The sequence below is a fragment of the Aeromonas allosaccharophila genome (genome assembly GCF_000819685.1).
GTDB lineage: Bacteria > Pseudomonadota > Gammaproteobacteria > Enterobacterales > Aeromonadaceae > Aeromonas > Aeromonas allosaccharophila.
Map to the genome: position 1 here is coordinate 68473 of NZ_CDBR01000042.1, position 15759 is coordinate 84231.

At 60.6% G+C, this 15759-nt stretch carries 15 protein-coding genes; 9 read left to right on the forward strand and 6 right to left on the reverse strand.

What is annotated here, in order from left to right; genetic code table 11:
* Positions 1-48: 48 nt before the first annotated feature.
* The 3 genes from BN1115_RS08875 (at position 49) to BN1115_RS08885 (ending at position 4033) form a co-directional block, all read left to right on the forward strand.
* The gene (locus BN1115_RS08875) at positions 49-576 is read left to right on the forward strand and encodes a potassium-transporting ATPase subunit C (protein ID WP_042656864.1); all 528 of its coding nucleotides are present in this window, start codon (positions 49-51) and stop codon (positions 574-576) included.
* Between the two features lie 126 nt (positions 577-702).
* On the forward strand, positions 703-3291 hold the full coding sequence (locus BN1115_RS08880; RefSeq protein WP_042656865.1) for a sensor histidine kinase: 2589 nt from the start codon (positions 703-705) through the stop codon (positions 3289-3291).
* 58 nt (positions 3292-3349) lie between these two features.
* The gene (locus tag BN1115_RS08885; RefSeq protein WP_042656866.1) at positions 3350-4033 is read left to right on the forward strand and encodes a response regulator; all 684 of its coding nucleotides are present in this window, start codon (positions 3350-3352) and stop codon (positions 4031-4033) included.
* A 4-nt stretch (positions 4034-4037) separates the two neighbouring features.
* Here the strand turns inward: BN1115_RS08885 and BN1115_RS08890 are convergent, their stop codons facing one another.
* The gene (locus BN1115_RS08890; protein WP_042656867.1) at positions 4038-5165 is read right to left on the reverse strand and encodes a multidrug effflux MFS transporter; all 1128 of its coding nucleotides are present in this window, start codon (positions 5163-5165) and stop codon (positions 4038-4040) included.
* Between the two features lie 92 nt (positions 5166-5257).
* Between BN1115_RS08890 and BN1115_RS08895 the strand changes: the two genes are divergently transcribed.
* The gene (locus BN1115_RS08895; RefSeq protein WP_042656868.1) at positions 5258-6082 is read left to right on the forward strand and encodes an AraC family transcriptional regulator; all 825 of its coding nucleotides are present in this window, start codon (positions 5258-5260) and stop codon (positions 6080-6082) included.
* On the opposite strand, the gene BN1115_RS08900 is transcribed toward BN1115_RS08895, so the two are convergent.
* Positions 6012-6245 (reverse strand): hypothetical protein, encoded by a 234-nt coding sequence (locus BN1115_RS08900; RefSeq protein WP_042656869.1) that lies wholly within the window; start codon positions 6243-6245, stop codon positions 6012-6014. The two genes, BN1115_RS08895 and BN1115_RS08900, sit on opposite strands and share 71 nt — an antisense overlap.
* A gap of 292 nt (positions 6246-6537) precedes the next feature.
* Here BN1115_RS08900 and BN1115_RS08905 point away from each other — a divergent pair, with 292 nt between their 5' ends.
* Positions 6538-7788, forward strand: coding sequence for a valine--pyruvate transaminase (locus BN1115_RS08905; protein ID WP_042656870.1), 1251 nt, complete (start codon positions 6538-6540; stop codon positions 7786-7788).
* 72 nt (positions 7789-7860) lie between these two features.
* Here BN1115_RS08905 and BN1115_RS08910 read toward each other — a convergent pair whose 3' ends face one another.
* Entirely contained in the window at positions 7861-8301 is a 441-nt protein-coding gene (locus tag BN1115_RS08910) for an Hsp20 family protein (RefSeq protein ID WP_042656871.1), read from the reverse strand.
* 92 nt (positions 8302-8393) lie between these two features.
* Entirely contained in the window at positions 8394-8807 is a 414-nt protein-coding gene (locus BN1115_RS08915; protein ID WP_041210487.1) for an Hsp20 family protein, read from the reverse strand.
* A gap of 280 nt (positions 8808-9087) precedes the next feature.
* Between BN1115_RS08915 and BN1115_RS08920 the strand changes: the two genes are divergently transcribed.
* The 4 genes from BN1115_RS08920 to BN1115_RS08935 all read left to right on the forward strand — a co-directional run bounded on the left by BN1115_RS08920 (position 9088) and on the right by BN1115_RS08935 (position 12127).
* On the forward strand, positions 9088-9858 hold the full coding sequence (locus tag BN1115_RS08920; RefSeq protein ID WP_042656872.1) for an MBL fold metallo-hydrolase: 771 nt from the start codon (positions 9088-9090) through the stop codon (positions 9856-9858).
* Between the two features lie 95 nt (positions 9859-9953).
* Entirely contained in the window at positions 9954-10913 is a 960-nt protein-coding gene (locus BN1115_RS08925) for a helix-turn-helix domain-containing protein (protein ID WP_042656873.1), read from the forward strand.
* A gap of 65 nt (positions 10914-10978) precedes the next feature.
* Positions 10979-11683, forward strand: a complete 705-nt coding sequence (locus BN1115_RS08930) for a helix-turn-helix transcriptional regulator (RefSeq protein ID WP_042656874.1) — start codon at positions 10979-10981, stop codon at positions 11681-11683.
* Positions 11684-11749: 66 nt separating this feature from the next.
* Entirely contained in the window at positions 11750-12127 is a 378-nt protein-coding gene (locus tag BN1115_RS08935; protein ID WP_042656875.1) for a VOC family protein, read from the forward strand.
* Between the two features lie 120 nt (positions 12128-12247).
* On the opposite strand, the gene gyrB is transcribed toward BN1115_RS08935, so the two are convergent.
* Together gyrB and recF are read right to left on the reverse strand one after the other, a co-directional pair.
* Positions 12248-14659 (reverse strand): DNA topoisomerase (ATP-hydrolyzing) subunit B, encoded by a 2412-nt coding sequence (gene gyrB / locus BN1115_RS08940; protein ID WP_042063292.1) that lies wholly within the window; start codon positions 14657-14659, stop codon positions 12248-12250.
* Positions 14656-15759 carry a DNA replication/repair protein RecF gene (gene recF, locus BN1115_RS08945; protein ID WP_042656876.1) on the reverse strand — a complete coding sequence of 368 codons (1104 nt, stop codon included), beginning with the start codon at positions 15757-15759 and terminating at the stop codon, positions 14656-14658. Before recF ends, gyrB begins: the two co-directional genes overlap by 4 nt.

A 15759-nucleotide genomic window follows, 5' to 3' on the forward strand; every position in this document is an offset into this window, starting at 1 on the left:
TGCGGGGCGAACCCGCATCCCCAGCCATCCTTTTGGAGCAAGAGAATCATGATAGCAATCAGAACCCTGTTGACCCTGACCCTGCTGCTGGGAGTGGGTTATCCACTGGCGGTCACTGGACTGGCCCAACTGCTGTTCCCCTGGCAGGCCAACGGCAGCCAACTCACCGACAGCAAGCAGCAACTGATCGGTAGCGCCCTGCTGGGGCAGAAATTCGAGCGGGCTGACTACTTCCATCCCCGCCCCTCCGCCAGCGATTTCAACACCATTGGCGGCAGCGCCAGTAATCTGGGGATGAGCTCGCCGCTGCGGGCAGAGTTTGCCGAACAAGCAGCCAAGGCACAGCCTGGAACCAGCGCCCCCGCCATGCTGACACGCTCGGCTTCCGGCCTCGATCCCCACCTGCCGCTCGATGCGGTGCTGGCTCAGGTGGACCGCGTCGCCAAAGAACGTGGGCTGGATCCCGCCCAACTGACGGAGCAGGTCAAGTCAGCCACACAAGCTGGTATCCTTGGCCCTCAGGTGGTCAACATTCTCCAGCTGAATCTGCAACTGGATCATAAAAAGGGCGCCTGATGGCGCCCGTTCCGGTTTGGTGATGACCTCGATTTTCGAAACGGGCAGTTGGCTCGATAGGGATAACAATGGCTGATGTAGCAAGCGCTGATGCCCTGCTGACGAGTCTGATGCAGGAGCATGGGGATGCGTGATGAAGCAAGGGCCGACGCCCTGCTGGCGAGCCTGGAACAGGAGCACAAGGGCAAGCTGAAGGTCTTTCTCGGGGCCGCTCCCGGCGTGGGCAAGACCTACGCCATGCTGCAGGCGGTACGGGAACAGGCCAAAGAGGAGGTCGACATACTGATCGGTGTGGTGGAGACCCACGGCCGGCAGGAGACACTGGCCCTGCTCGACAAGCTCGCCATCATGCCGCGCAAGATCCACATGCACCGCCAGCAACGGCTGGAGGAGATGGATCTCGACGGCCTGCTCGCCCGCAAACCGGCCATCGCCGTGGTGGACGAGCTGGCTCACAGCAATGCCCCCGGCAGCCGCCACGAGAAGCGCTGGCAGGATGTGGAGGAGCTGCTCAACGCCGGGATCGACGTCTACACCACCCTCAACGTGCAGCATCTGGAGAGCCTCAACGATCTGGTGTGGCAGCTGACCGGGGTCAGGGTGAAAGAGACCCTGCCCGATCAGGTGCTGCTGGAAGCCGACAGTCTGGTGCTGATCGACCTGCCTCCCAAGGAGCTGCTCGGCCGCCTCAAGGAGGGTAAGGTCTATGTACCCCATCAGGCCAAGGCTGCGCTGCAATCCTTCTTCTCCCTCAACAACCTCACCGCATTGCGGGAGCTGGCGATGCAGACCGCCGCCAGCCATGTGGAAGGCGATCTGCAACTGCAGTGGCAGGCAGCAGGCAAGACCACCTTGCCGCTGCGGGGCAAGCTAATGGTCTGCCTCGGCGATCAGCACGGCTCGGCGCTGGTGCGCTATGGCCACCGCTTTGCCCAGCGCCGCCAACTGCCTTGGCTGGTGGTGCATATCGACAGCAATGGCCGCCGCTCTGCCGATGTGGAGCAGGCGCTGGCGCTCGCCTCCCACCTCGGTGCCAAGGTGCTGACCCTCTCCAGTCCGGCGGTCGCCAACACCCTGCTGGAGACCGCCGAACAGCAGCAGGTCTCCCAGCTGCTGCTCGGCAAACCCCACAAGGCGCCATGGCGCCGCTCGCTGGTGCAACACCTGCTCAAGCAGGCACAAGGGCTCGAAATCACCCTGGTCGATACCGGGAAGCGCCAGCCCGGAGTGGGGATGCGCTCCGCAACGCCGAAGGATATCCACCACAGCCTGCTGGCGGTGGCCATCATGGGGATCACCTCGGCTGCCGCCTGGGGGCTCTCCTACTGGCTGCCGCCAGCCGCCCTGCCGCTGCTGTTCGTGCTGGGGGTGCTGGCGACCGCCCTCACCACCAGTCTGGTGCCCGCCACGCTGGCGGCGGTGCTGGGCTTTATCGCCCACAATCTGCTCTTTACCGCCCCCTACTTCTCCCTGAGCGTCGCCAACCACAGCGACCTGCTCACCCTGTTCGTGCTGCTTATCGTCGGCATGACGGCGGGACGGCTCGCCTCCCGCCAGCGGCAACAGCTGATCGGTCTGCGCGAGACCCAGCTGCTGGGCAATGCCCTGCTCTCCCTCAGTCAGGGACTAGCCACCGCCAGCAGTCCGGAGGAAGTGCTCAGACAAGGTGCCCAGGCCATTTCGCTGGCGCTCGGCCAGCCGACTGTGGTGATCGACAAGGAGTTCAACGACCGGCTCGGCAACGAGAAGCACAGACCGGGACAGACCGACAAGGCGGCCATCGACTGGTGTCTGGCCCAGAAACAGAGCGCTGGGGCCCACACCGCAACCCTCAATGCCGCTGAGGCGCAGTATCACCACCTCAGCGACGATCTGGTGATCGGCATAACTCTGACCAATCCGCTCTCCTCCTCCGCCGAGCACCAACTGCAGGCACTGCTCACCGACATTCGCGCCGCACTGGCCCGGATCGACCTCAACGAACGGCTGGCCGACAGCCAGTTGCAGGCGGAGACCGACCGGATGCGGGCCGCCCTGCTCTCTTCGGTCTCCCACGATTTGAAAACCCCGCTGGCGACCATCATGGGGGCTGGCAGTACCCTGCTGGAATATGGTGACCGGATCCCCGCCGAAGACCGTGACGAACTGCTCCACTCGGTGCAGGAGGAGGCTCGCCGCCTGCACAGCTATGTGCAGAATCTGCTGGATATGACCCGCATCGGTTCCCCTGACTTCCAGCTGAAACGGGACTGGGTCGATCTGGCGGATCTGGTGGAGAGCGCCCGCAAGCGACTCGACTCCTCCTGGCGCCAGCACAAGCTGCTGGTCCATTTCGATCAGCATGTGCCCCAGCTCTATGTGCACGGCGCCCTGATCGAGCAGGTACTGGTCAATATTCTCGACAACGCCTCCCGCTACTCGCCGGCAGGCACCCCCATCGAGTTCAAGGTGATGCTGGCCGAGCCCGATCTCATCATCGACATCATCGATATCGGGGTCGGTATCGCCGAGTCGGATCGGGAGAAGATCTTCAACCTCTTCTACACCCAGCCGGTGGGCGATTGCGGCAGCCGTGGCACCGGGCTTGGCCTCGCCATTTCCCGCGCTATGATAGAGGCCCACGGCGGCAAGATTTGGGCCTTCTCCGGCCCCAATGGCAACGGAACCTGCATGCGCATCTCCCTGCCGCTCGCCCTCAATTCACCGGAGGTCTGATGGCTGACCGCCAGATCGGGTCAATCAGCCCCTCCCACCATTCGCCTCTGGAGGTTCGATGGCGCACATTCTGGTCATAGATGATGAAGCGGCGATCCGTCGCTTTCTGCGGATCAGCCTGATTGCCGAGGGGCATCAGGTGAGTGAGGCGGTGGGGGTCAATGAAGGGCTGGAGCTGTATCGCCACCTCAATCCCGATCTGGTGATTCTCGATCTCGGCCTGCCGGATGGCGATGGCATTCAGGTGTTGCAGGCCATTCGCGAACACCACCCCAACCCGGTGCTGGTGCTATCGGCCCGCGACTCGGAGCAGGAGAAGGTGCGGCTGCTGGATGCCGGAGCCAACGACTACATGAGCAAGCCGTTCGGCATCGGCGAGATGATGGCCCGTATCCGTGTGCTCTTGCGCCAGCGGGCTGGCGTCAGCAGCGGCGAGCGGCGCCACTTCCCCCAGTGTGGCCTGACGCTGGATATCAGCAGCCACAAGGTGACCATGAAAGAGGAGGAGATCCCCCTCTCCCGCAAGGAGTTCGCCCTGCTGCAGGCGCTGGTGTGCCACCCCGGCAAGCTGGTGATGCAGACCCAGCTGCTCAACGACATCTGGGGGCCGAGCCACAAGGAGGACACCCACTACCTGCGCATCGTCATCGCCAGCCTGCGCAAAAAGCTCGGGGATAACCCCCAGCAACCAGCACTTATCGAGACCGAATCCGGTATCGGCTACCGCTTTATCGGCAACTGATGTTTCACGTGGAACGGTGCCCGCTGCACAGCAGCGCCAACAGACCGCAGCCACTGAGCAACAGGCCGAGATCCTGCAATCCGGCCGCCACCGCCAACCCCAGACTAAGCAGCAGGTAGTAGCCAAGCCCGAACAGGGCGCCAGCACTACCCGCTACCTCGCGATAAGCCAACAGCGCCTGACTCAGCACATTGGGGATCGCCAGCCCGAAAGCCACCACCACGCCCATCATGGGCAACAGGAACCAGAGGCTGGACTGACTCGCCCAAACCAGCAGTCCGGCGACCAGCGCCAGAACGCAAGCCAGTCTGATCAGAGAGGATGGCAGCCACCCCCTCCCCAGCAGATGCTTGTTAAGCAGGCTGCCGAGCAGAGTCGCCAGCGCCAGCAAGATCCCCGAGTAACCAAACTCGCCGGTACTCAATCCCAGCCCGGCAAACAGGAATGGGGCCAGACTGTAGTAACCAAACAGCATGGTGTTGAACAGGGCGACCAGCATGGCACTGCGCCAGAGCCCACCATCTTTTATCATGCGGCACGCCAGCGGCCAGAGTGCGACTCGCAAGGTGGTGGCCGGACGGGTTTCCGGCAGTTGCCAGCAGGCCACCAGCAGCAAGAGAGCCGCCAGTATCAGCAGACCGCTGAACACCCCGAGATAGCCGAACCCGCTCGCCAGCTGGCCGCCACTCACCAGCCCCAGCACCGGGCTCAGGGAGAGTGCAATGCCCATCACCGAGAAGACCCGCGCCAGATCGCTACCCTGATAGCTGTCGCGCAGCATGGTCTGGGTCACTACGGAGCCCACGGCGGCGCCAAAGGCCGAGATGACCCTGGCCAGCAGCAGGGTCTCAAACTGATTGGCCAGCAGTGCCAGCAAGGTGCCGACGCCATAGGTGAGCAACCCCGCCAGCATGGCGGCGCGCCGCCCGATCAGATCGCAGAGCCGTCCCCAGCAGACCACGCCCACCGCAAACGCCAGAAAATAGACCGACAGGGTCTGGGATGCCTGCCCTTCGCTCACCCGAAACTGACTGGCGATGTGGGTCAGTACCGGGCTGTAGATGGTCTCCACAATCTGGGGAAACATCATCAATCCCACCACCAGCCAGAGCGGTGGCAACTTGTTGTTCATGACAAACCTCCTTCACAAGAGGTCGCCATTCTAGAGAGATGCCGTTTGTCTGATTACAATAAGCAGGACTATAAACATCAAAAATCGGACATATGGCCTTTATTCTTCCCGATCACCCTTTTGACCCCGACCAGCTGACCGGCAGCGTGATCGGCATTGCCTCCGCGCTCGGCTGGCACGACTCTGGCCTGCATCAGCATCAGCGCCATCAGCTGCTGTTCGCCCAATCCGGCTGCATGACCATGGAGCTGGAAGGTCGGGTCTGCCTGCTGCCGCCAACCCGTGCGGCCTGGCTGCCAGCGGGCACTGCCCATCGGGTACTGATGCGTGGTGTCGTCGCCTACCGCTCCCTCTACTTCCAGCCGCACCCCGAGTTGCCCGCCACGGTGGAGGTGCTGGCGGTCAATCCGCTGCTGCACGAACTGATTGAACGGATGGCGCTCTGGCCGTGGGACAAGCCGCAAGAGCAGCAGCAGCGAACGGTGGCGCTGTTTATCGAGGAGTTGGGGCTGGCGCCGCGGGAGTCGTGGCAGTTGCCGCTGCCGACCGATCCCAGACTGGGCGACTGGCTACAGCAGTTGAAACGGGGGAATGCCCTGCCTGATCGGCTCAACCGGCTGGCCGAACGGGTGGGTGCCAGTGACAAGACCATTGGCCGCATCTTCATGCGGGAGACCGGCATGAGCTATCAGGCGTGGCGTCAGCAGTGGCGGCTGTTGCGCGCCATGGAGTTGCTGGCAGAAAGCGAACCCATCAGCCGGATTGCCGCTGCGCTGGAGTTCTCCAGCGACAGCGCCTTCATCAGCTTCTTCAAACAACATACGGGGCAGACTCCCTTACGCTATCTCAGCTCTCGGGGTGAGTCGCCACTGCCTGACTCGCCTCCACCACCAGGGTATCCAGCGCCAGCGGCTTAAGGTTGTGCAGCGCATCCTGCACCACGACATGGGATGCCTGCTGCAGCTCGCTCTGCACATCCTGCTCCAGCCGGGCACTCTCCAGCTCGGGTCGCGGGTTCTCGTTGGCCATCACGTTCAGGCTCAGGGCACTCACAATCAGGGTGGCGATCAGGCTTTTCATCTGGTTTGCTCCGGTATGGTTGAGATAACCAGTTAGCTATTCCAATAGTTGTGCCAATCTTCGCGCAATTCATAACATGATGATTTTGTTTAAATTAACTATATTGCGACAGCAAAAAGAGTCGCAAAATGCATCCCTCCAGGTCATTTTTAAACCAACAGTTGGTGCTTTTAACCACGCTTGATTTTTGCACCATGTTCCACGTGGAACGTCCCATCTTTTTGATCGACACCCGCTTTTAAACTGAGCTATGGTGCTACATCTTCGTAACTGACTCTGGATCTGTCACCGAATGGAATTTTCCTTGTTCGGCGAGAAGTTCACTCGCCACGCCGGTATTACCCAACTCATGGATGACCTCAATCAGGGGCTGACCAATCCGGACGCCATCATGCTGGGTGGCGGCAATCCGGCCCCGATCCCCGCCATGCTGGAACGCTTTCAGGCCGAGGCCAAGAGCCTGCTCGACAACGGCGAGCTGGTCAAAGCGATGGCCAACTACGATGGCCCGCAGGGCAAAGACAGGTTCACCAGGGCGCTGGCCGCCCTGCTCAGCAAAGAGCTGGGGTGGGATATTTCGGCACGCAATATCGCCCTGACCAACGGCAGCCAGAATGCCTTCTTCTACCTGTTCAACCTGCTGGCCGGTGAGTTTGCCGATGGCCGCAAGAAGAAGGTGCTGTTCCCGCTCGCTCCCGAGTACATCGGCTATGCCGACTCGGCGCTGGCCGACGACTACTTCGTGGCCTACAAGCCCACCATCGAGAAGCTGCCCGATGGCCAGTTCAAGTACCACGTGGATTTCGAGAGCCTGCAGGTGGGTGACGACATCGGGGTGATCTGCGTCTCCCGCCCGACCAACCCGACCGGCAACGTGCTGACCGACGAAGAGATAGAACACCTCGATCAGATCGCCCGCGACAAGGGGATCCCGCTGCTGATCGACAACGCCTACGGTGTGCCCTTTCCCGGCATCATCTTCAGCGAGGCCAAGCCGTTCTGGAATGCCAACACCATCCTTTGCATGAGCCTCTCCAAGCTGGGATTGCCGGGCACCCGCTGCGGCATCGTCATCGCCGACGAGAAGATCATCCAGGCCATCACCAACCTGAGCGGCATCATCAATCTGGCACCGGGCAGTCTGGGCCCCGCCATCACCATCCCGATGATCGAGAGCGGCGATATCATCACTCTCAGCGAACAGGTGGTGAAACCCTTCTATCAGCAAAAAGCCGAGCTGGCGGTACAACTGCTGCGCGAGGCGATCCCCGACCCGCGCTTCCATATTCACAAGCCGGAAGGCGCCCTCTTCCTCTGGCTCTGGTTCGAAGACTTGCCGATCCACTGTCAGGAACTGTACGAGCGACTGAAAGCGAAGAACCTGCTGATCGTGCCGGGTCACTACTTCTTCCCCGGCATCGATGACCCGGAATGGCGTCACAGTCAGGAGTGCATCCGCCTCAACTACTCCCAGAGCGAGGAGCTGGTGCGCCGCGGTATCGCCATTCTGGCGGACGAAATCAACCGCCTCTACGCCAGCTAATCCAGTTCGGCGATGCAAAAACAGAAAGGCCTGCAGATGCAGGCCTTTGTTGTTTATCGCGATCCGGTTTGCTTAACCGGGCAACGCCAGCTGGTCGGGTTTACCGATGGGAATGGCGCGGGGCTTGAGCGCCTCCGGCAGTTCGCGGGCCAGGTCGATGGTCAGCAGACCATGCTCCAGCTTGGCGCCCTGCACTTCCACGTGCTGGCTCAGCTTGAAGGCCAGCTCGAAGTCACGCTCGGCAATCCCCTGATGGAGGAACTGACGCTCACCGGCCGCAGCCCCTTTGCGCCCCTTCACCTTAAGGGTGCCGTTTTCGGTCTCCAGCTCCAGCTCTTCGCGCTCGAAGCCAGCCACGGCGACCGTGATGCGATAGCCATCCTGATCGCGCTTTTCAATGTTGTACGGGGGGTAAGCGGCGGTCTTCTGCTCGAACAGACCTTCCAGCTCACGGGCCATCCGCTCGAAGCCGACGGCATTGGAATAGAGATGAGAAAAATCGAGGTTACGCATAATCCTATCCTTCTAATAAGCAACAGGTTCAACTCTCCACAGGCCCGTCATCGGCACCCGGGAAATTTTAAAATCGCAGTGAATTCAGGCTATCAGCCGTTGATCTCAATCTTGCGCGGCTTCATCGCCTCGGGCACTTCACGCACCAGTTCGATGTGCAGCAAGCCGTTTTTCAGGTCGGCCCCTTTCACCCGCACATAGTCGGCCAGCTGGAAGCGGCGCTCGAAACCACGCTCGGCGATCCCCTGATAGAGATAGTTGCGCTCGGTATCGGCCTGCTTGTTGCCCTTCACCGTCAGCAGATTTTCCTGGAAGCTCAGCTCCAGCTCTTCCTGGGTAAAGCCCGCCACCGCCATGCTGATGCGGTAGTCGTTGTCACCCAGCTGCTCGATGTTGTAGGGGGGATAACCGGCATTGCCATTGCTGGCCGCAGATTCGATGAGATTGGCCAGACGATCGAAACCGATGGCAGAACGATAGAGCGGAGAAAAGTCGATAGAACGCATAGTATTACCCTCTTGTGAGCGATAACGGATTATTTTCCCTCCTGATGGACGGGCGCCTGGTCGAAACCTCTGTCGAGCGTTCCGGCCTTGTTACCTATATAGGGGCTCACTTTTTCCTTTCAAGGGGATTTTTTCAAATTTTTTAAATGGCCGCGCCGACCTTTGGCACATCAATCTGTTGGCCCGATTGTGATGATAATCGACCCGTGGGCCACTGATGGCAACTCGCTCCGCCCCCCATAATGGGTTGCATATCCACCAGCCAACATGGAACCACCCCATGAAAATTACCCAGGTTCGCAACGCCACCCTGCTGCTCGACTATGCCGGCACCCGCTTTCTGATCGACCCCATGCTCTCGGCCAAGGGAGCCTTCCCCGGCTTTGAGGGCACCGCCAACAGCCAGCTGCGCAATCCGCTGGTCGAGCTGCCGCTGTCGATCGATGAGCTGGTCGATGTGGACGCCGTTATTGTCACCCACGACCATCCCGACCACTGGGATGACGCCGCCAGAGCCCTGATCCCCAAACATCTGCCGCTCTTGGTACAGCATCAAAAAGATGCCGATGCCATTCGTGCCTGTGGTTTTAAGGATGTGCGCCTGCTGAGCGAACAGCCGGAGTTTGCCGGTATTCGCCTGCAGCAGACCGGTGGCCAGCACGGCAGCGATCAACTGATGGCGGTACTGGGCGAGCGCATGGGAGAGGTGTGCGGCGTGGTCTTCTCCCACCCCGATGAGCAGAGCCTCTATCTGGCCGGTGATACCATCTGGCATCCCTCGGTCGAGCAAGCCCTGCAACAGCACCAACCCGAGGTGGTCATCCTCAACTGCGGCGATGCACAGGTGCCCGGGCTCGGTTCCATCATCATGGGCAAGGAGGATGTCGCCACCGTATATCAGGCCGCACCGCAGGCCACGCTGATCGCCAGCCATATGGAGGCGGTCAACCACGCCGTGCTGTCACGTCAGGAACTTCATACCTATCTGACCGAGCGAGGCATGATGGATCGGGTGCGGATACCGGCGGATGGCGAGGCTCTCTCGCTGTAACTGACTGGGCCATGCCGAACAGCGCGCATGGCCCTTCGGCTTTCACTGCCGAACGCTTATGATGAGTAGTCTGCGCGCAGAGAGGAGCCAACACCATGACCACCCCGATCGTTGCCGTGGTGACCTTTGATCACTTCAGCCCTTTTCACTGCGCCGTCCCCTGCCTCATCTTCGGCGATATCCTGCCGGGCCAGCCACTGTTCGAGCTCAAGATCTGCTGCGGCGATGGCAACCGCCCCTCACACTCGGCACAAGGCTTCACCATTCAGGCCTCCTATGGGCTGGAGGTGCTGGCCGAGGCGGAGATCATCGTCATCCCCTTCTGGCACGACCCGGCTGCACGACCACCCGCGGCGCTGCTCGATGCCCTGATCGCCGCCAGAACCAGAGGTGCCCGGCTGGTCGGGCTCTGTCTCGGCACCTATGTACTCGCCTATGCCGGGCTGCTCAATGGTCGCAAGGCATCGACCCACTGGGAGTACGAACAGGATTTCTGCCGCCGCTTTCCCTGCGTGCAGCTCGATACCAATGCCCTCTATGTCGATGATGATGGGCTGGTCACCTCGGCAGGTACCGCCGCCGGACTGGACTGCTGCCTCTATCTGGTGCGTCAGTACCACGGCTCGGCTATCGCCAACAAGGTGGCTCGGCGGCTGGTGATCCCGCCCCACCGGGAAGGGGGTCAGGCCCAGTTTATCGAGCAGCCGGTGCCCGCCTCCACCCGCGATGTCCGGATGAACCAGTTGCTCGATCACCTGCGTGCCCATCTGGCAGAGCCCCATACCCTGGACTCTCTGGCGGCCCACACCCTGATGAGCCGACGCACCTTTACCCGCCGCTTTCATCAGGCTACCGGCCTCTCGGTAGGTGAATGGCTGTTGGCGGAGCGGCTCAGGCGCAGTCAGGAGCTGCTGGAAGTGAGCGGTCATTCCATCGATCGCATCGCCGAGCTGGTCGGCTTCAAGAGTGCCACCTCCCTGCGCAATCACTTCCGCGCTCGCTTTGCCATCTCCCCCAGCGAGTGGCGACGCTCTTTTCGCGGCCATAACTCCTGATGATGCCCGCTGTACCCACTCTCCTCGCTATGGCAGGCTAACCAGAGATCATGAGGAGTCATACCATGTCCCGTTCCGAACGCCTGCTGGCCCTGCTCCAGCTGCTGCGCGGTCACCGCTACGCCATCACCGGCGCTGAACTGGCCAGCCAGCTTGGCATAAGCCTACGCACCCTCTATCGGGATATCGCCACCCTGCAGGCGCAAGGTGCCCATATCGAGGGCGAACCGGGTATCGGCTATGTGCTGCGTCCCGGCTTCATGCTGCCGCCACTGATGTTCGGCGAGGAGGAGCTGGATGCGCTGGTGCTGGGGTCGCGTTGGGTAGTCGCCCACGGTGACGAAGCCTTGAGTGCATCAGCCAGCAGTGCGCTGGCCAAGATAGAAGCTGTGCTACCCGCAGACTATCGCCAGCAGCTCCAGAGCAATGCCCTGCTGATCGGTACCTCCCGAAGCGATAGCCTCACCGATGAAGCCCCATTACGCAGCGCCATCCGCCAGCAACGCAAGGTGACCCTGAGTTATCGTGACCTCAAGGAAGAAAGCTCTGAGCGCACCGTCTGGCCCTTTGCCCTCGGCTACTTCGATCAGGTGCGGGTACTGGTGGCGTGGTGCGAACTGCGTCAGGGCTTTCGCCACTTTCGGGTCGATCGCATCACCCGGATGCAGCCGGAAGATTGCCGCTATCCCAAAAGCAGAGAGAGCCTGCTGAAAGCGTGGCGCGCCACCCAGCAGATCCCGCAGCCGAAATTCATTGCTGACAGAAACTGACAGCAGGTAGCGCCATGCTGACTGGGTCGGCGCCGATGCACCATCTCATAAGCAAGGAGCATCACCATGTTAGTCCCCCAGTTCACCATCCTCTACGTTGCCAACCCGACCCACAGTGCGCTCTTCTACCGCGAGCTGTTCGGGCGTGAACCGGTGGAAGAGTCACCTACCTTTGCCATGTTCGTATTCGAGTCAGGCGCCAGACTGGCGCTCTGGTCCAGTACCACCGTCGAGCCAGCCGTTACCCAAAGTGCTGGCGCCATGGAACTGGCCTTCTCGCTGCCTGATGAAACCAGTGTCGATTCTGGCTTGTCAGAGTGGCAAGCTCGTGGCCTGACCATCATCCAGCAGCCAACCCGGATGGAGTTTGGCTATACCGGCATGGCTCTTGATCCCGATGGCCATCGCCTGCGACTCTACTGCCCGGCACCAGAACTGAGCTGAGTTATAACCATCAACACCAAGCGGTTTCATGTTTCACGTGGAACGTGTGCCATTTTCCCGCCCCTGAAAACGAAAAAAGCCGCTCACAAGGAGCGGCTTTTTGCTGTCTGACTGCGTCGATTAGACGTCGAGGTTGGCCACGCGCAGGGCGTTAGTCTCGATAAAGTCACGACGGGGCTCAACGGCATCACCCATCAGGGTGGAGAAGAGCTGGTCAGCACCGACGGCGTCGTCGATGGTGACGCGCAGCATGCGACGGGCTTCCGGATCCATAGTAGTTTCCCACAGCTGGTCCGGGTTCATCTCTCCCAGCCCTTTATAGCGCTGGATGTAGATGCCGCGCTTGCCTTCGCTCATCAGCCAGTCGACCGCTTCCACGAAACTGGCAACCGGTTTGACCTTCTCGCCACGCTTGATGTAACCACCTTCCTCGATCAGGTTGGCGATCTCCTTGCCCAGCGAGACCAGTTGACGGTACTCGGAGGATTGCAGGAAGTCGTAGCTGAGCGGGTATTCGCGGTCGACACCGTGCTGACGTACCACGGCATGCGGCACGTACAGGCTGCGCTCTTCGTCACGACGAACCTGGATCTGGTACTGGATACCGTGGTTGCTCTCGTTGAGCACGGCTTCCATACCCTGACACCAGGCCAGTAGATCGCTCTCGCTGGCAAGCAGCGCTTCGTTCAGCTCCGGCTGATAGATCAGCTGGGTCAGTACGGCATCCGGCGCACGGCGGGACATGCGGGTGATCAGGTGAGACACGGCGCGGTGCTGGTTGACCAGACGCTCCAGTGCCTCGCCACCGATGGCCGGGGCAGATTCGTTGACGTGCAGGGTTGCACCATCCAGCGCCATGGCGGTCTGGTACTGCAGCAGCGCATCTTCGTCTTTCAGATACTGCTCCTGCTTGCCCTTTTTCACCTTGTAGAGCGGCGGCTGGGCGATGTAGACGTAGCCACGTTCGATGATCTCCGGCATCTGACGATAGAAGAAGGTCAGCAGCAGGGTTCGGATGTGCGCACCATCGACGTCCGCATCGGTCATGATGATGATGTTGTGGTAACGCAGCTTGTCCGGGTTGTACTCGTCGCGACCGATACCGCAACCCAGTGCGGTGATCAGGGTGCCCACCTCTTGCGAGGAGATCATCTTGTCGAAACGGGCCTTCTCTACGTTCAGGATCTTGCCCTTGAGCGGCAGGATAGCCTGGTTCTTACGGTTGCGACCCTGCTTGGCGGAACCGCCAGCAGAGTCCCCTTCCACTATGTAGAGTTCGGAGAGAGCCGGATCTTTTTCCTGACAGTCAGCCAGCTTGCCGGGCAGACCGGCAATATCCAGCGCGCCTTTGCGGCGAGTCAGTTCGCGGGCCTTGCGAGCCGCTTCACGTGCACGGGCCGCATCGATGATCTTGTTGACCACGATCTTGGCATCGCCCGGGTTTTCCAGCAGGAAGTCGGCCAGCTTCTCACCCATCGCCTGTTCAACGGCAGTCTTCACTTCGGAAGAGACCAGCTTGTCCTTGGTCTGGGAGGAGAACTTGGGATCCGGCACCTTGACGGAGATAACGGCAATCAGACCTTCACGTACGTCGTCGCCACTGGCGGCAGACTTGGCCTTCTTGCTGTAGTCCTCTTTGTCCATGTAGGAGTTCAGAGTACGGGTCAGCGCGGTACGGAAGCCAACGAGGTGAGTACCACCATCCCGCTGTGGGATGTTGTTGGTGAAGCAGTAGACCCCTTCCTGATAGGCGTCGTTCCACTGCATCGCCACTTCAACGCCGATGCCATCCTGCTCGGTGGTGAAATGGAACACCTTCGGGTGGATCGGGGTCTTGTTCTGGTTCAGGTATTCAACGAACGCCTTGATACCACCCTCATAGCAGAAATGCGCCTCGCGACCATCCCGCTCGTCCAGCAGACGAATGGAAACACCGGAGTTGAGGAAGGAGAGCTCACGCAGGCGCTTGGCCAGGATCTCGTAGTGATACAGGGTATCGGTAAAGATGGTCGGGCTCGGCCAGAAGCGAACTTCGGTACCGGTGCCGGTGCTGTCGCCAATCTGCTTGAGCGGCGCCTGCGGCTCACCCAGATGATAGGTCTGCTCGTAGACGTGGCCGTTACGACGAATGGTCAGCAACAGCTTGTCAGAGAGGGCGTTAACTACCGAGACACCCACGCCGTGCAGGCCGCCGGATACTTTGTAGGAGTTGTCATCAAACTTACCGCCAGCATGCAGCACGGTCATGATGACCTCTGCGGCGGAGCGGCCCTCCTCCTCGTGCATGTCTACCGGGATACCCCGGCCATTGTCACGCACAGAGACAGAACCGTCGGAATGGATCTTGACCAGAATATCGGAGCAGTAGCCAGCGAGCGCCTCGTCAATGGAGTTATCGACGACTTCGAACACCATGTGGTGCAGACCCGAGCCATCATCCGTATCGCCGATATACATCCCCGGGCGCTTGCGGACCGCATCCAGGCCCTTCAGCACCTTGATATTCGAGGAGTCGTAAGTATTTTCACTCATAGCTTACTCTCTGCCTTCTCTAACGTTTCGGAGATTTTACCCTGTTCCACGTGGAACAACTTGCAGTCATTCGCATCCATCATGTCTGCGAGCTGACCGGTGTCGATGGCGGTGATAAACACCTGGGACGCACACTGCTTCAGCCTTGCGGCCAGCAAGCGGCGCTTGTCGACATCCAGTTCAGAGGCAAAATCGTCAATTAAAAAAATACAGCCACGGCTGCTATGTTGATTCAAATAGAGCCCTTGGGCCAGTCGCATGGCGCAGACCAGCAACTTCAGCTGACCCCGGGACAAAATATCCTGAGCGGGTACCCCGTTCGCCTTGAGGCGCACATCGGCTTTCTGTGGACCGACACCGGTATAGCCCAGCGCCCGATCCCGCTCAAACCCCGCCTCCAGCAGATCGCCGAGGGGAGTATCTTTCTCCCAGCCCCGGTAAAAGCCGAGACTGATATCGAATTCCGGCAGAAAATCCGCCGTCATCTCCTTGATCAGGGGCGTAATGGCCTGACAATAACTGGCGCGAAACTCGGCCAGCTCACCCCCAAGCCGCACCAGCTCCTGATCCCAGAATGCCAGCTGGCGGTACTGAGTGCTCTGGCGCAATAGCGCATTGCGCTGTTTCAGCAGCCGACGCACTCGCCCCCACAGGGCAAAGAAGGTCGGCTCCTGATGGAAAACGCCCCAATCGAGCCAGGCCCGGCGAGCCTGAGGCCCACCCGTCAGCAGGTTGAAGCCATCGGGATGGATCAACTGCACCGGCAACAGCTCCGCCAAATCGGCCAGCCGCTGGGCCTGCACCCCGGCAATCTTGAGCTGGGTCTCGCCACTCTTGTCTTTGGCAAGACCGATCGGTACCTGACGCCCCTCCAGCTCGCACTGGGCAAACAGGGTAAATGCCCTCTCCCCCTGGCGGATAACTCGCCCGGTCAAATGAGTGCGAAAGGAGCGCCCCAGACCAAGGTAGTGAATGGCTTCCAGCACGCTGGTCTTGCCGCTGCCATTGCACCCGACCAGAATGTTGAGGCCGGGCGACAGCTTGAGACTGGCTTGCTGGATATTGCGAAAGTCGCTGAGCTGGAGTTTGACCAGGGACAC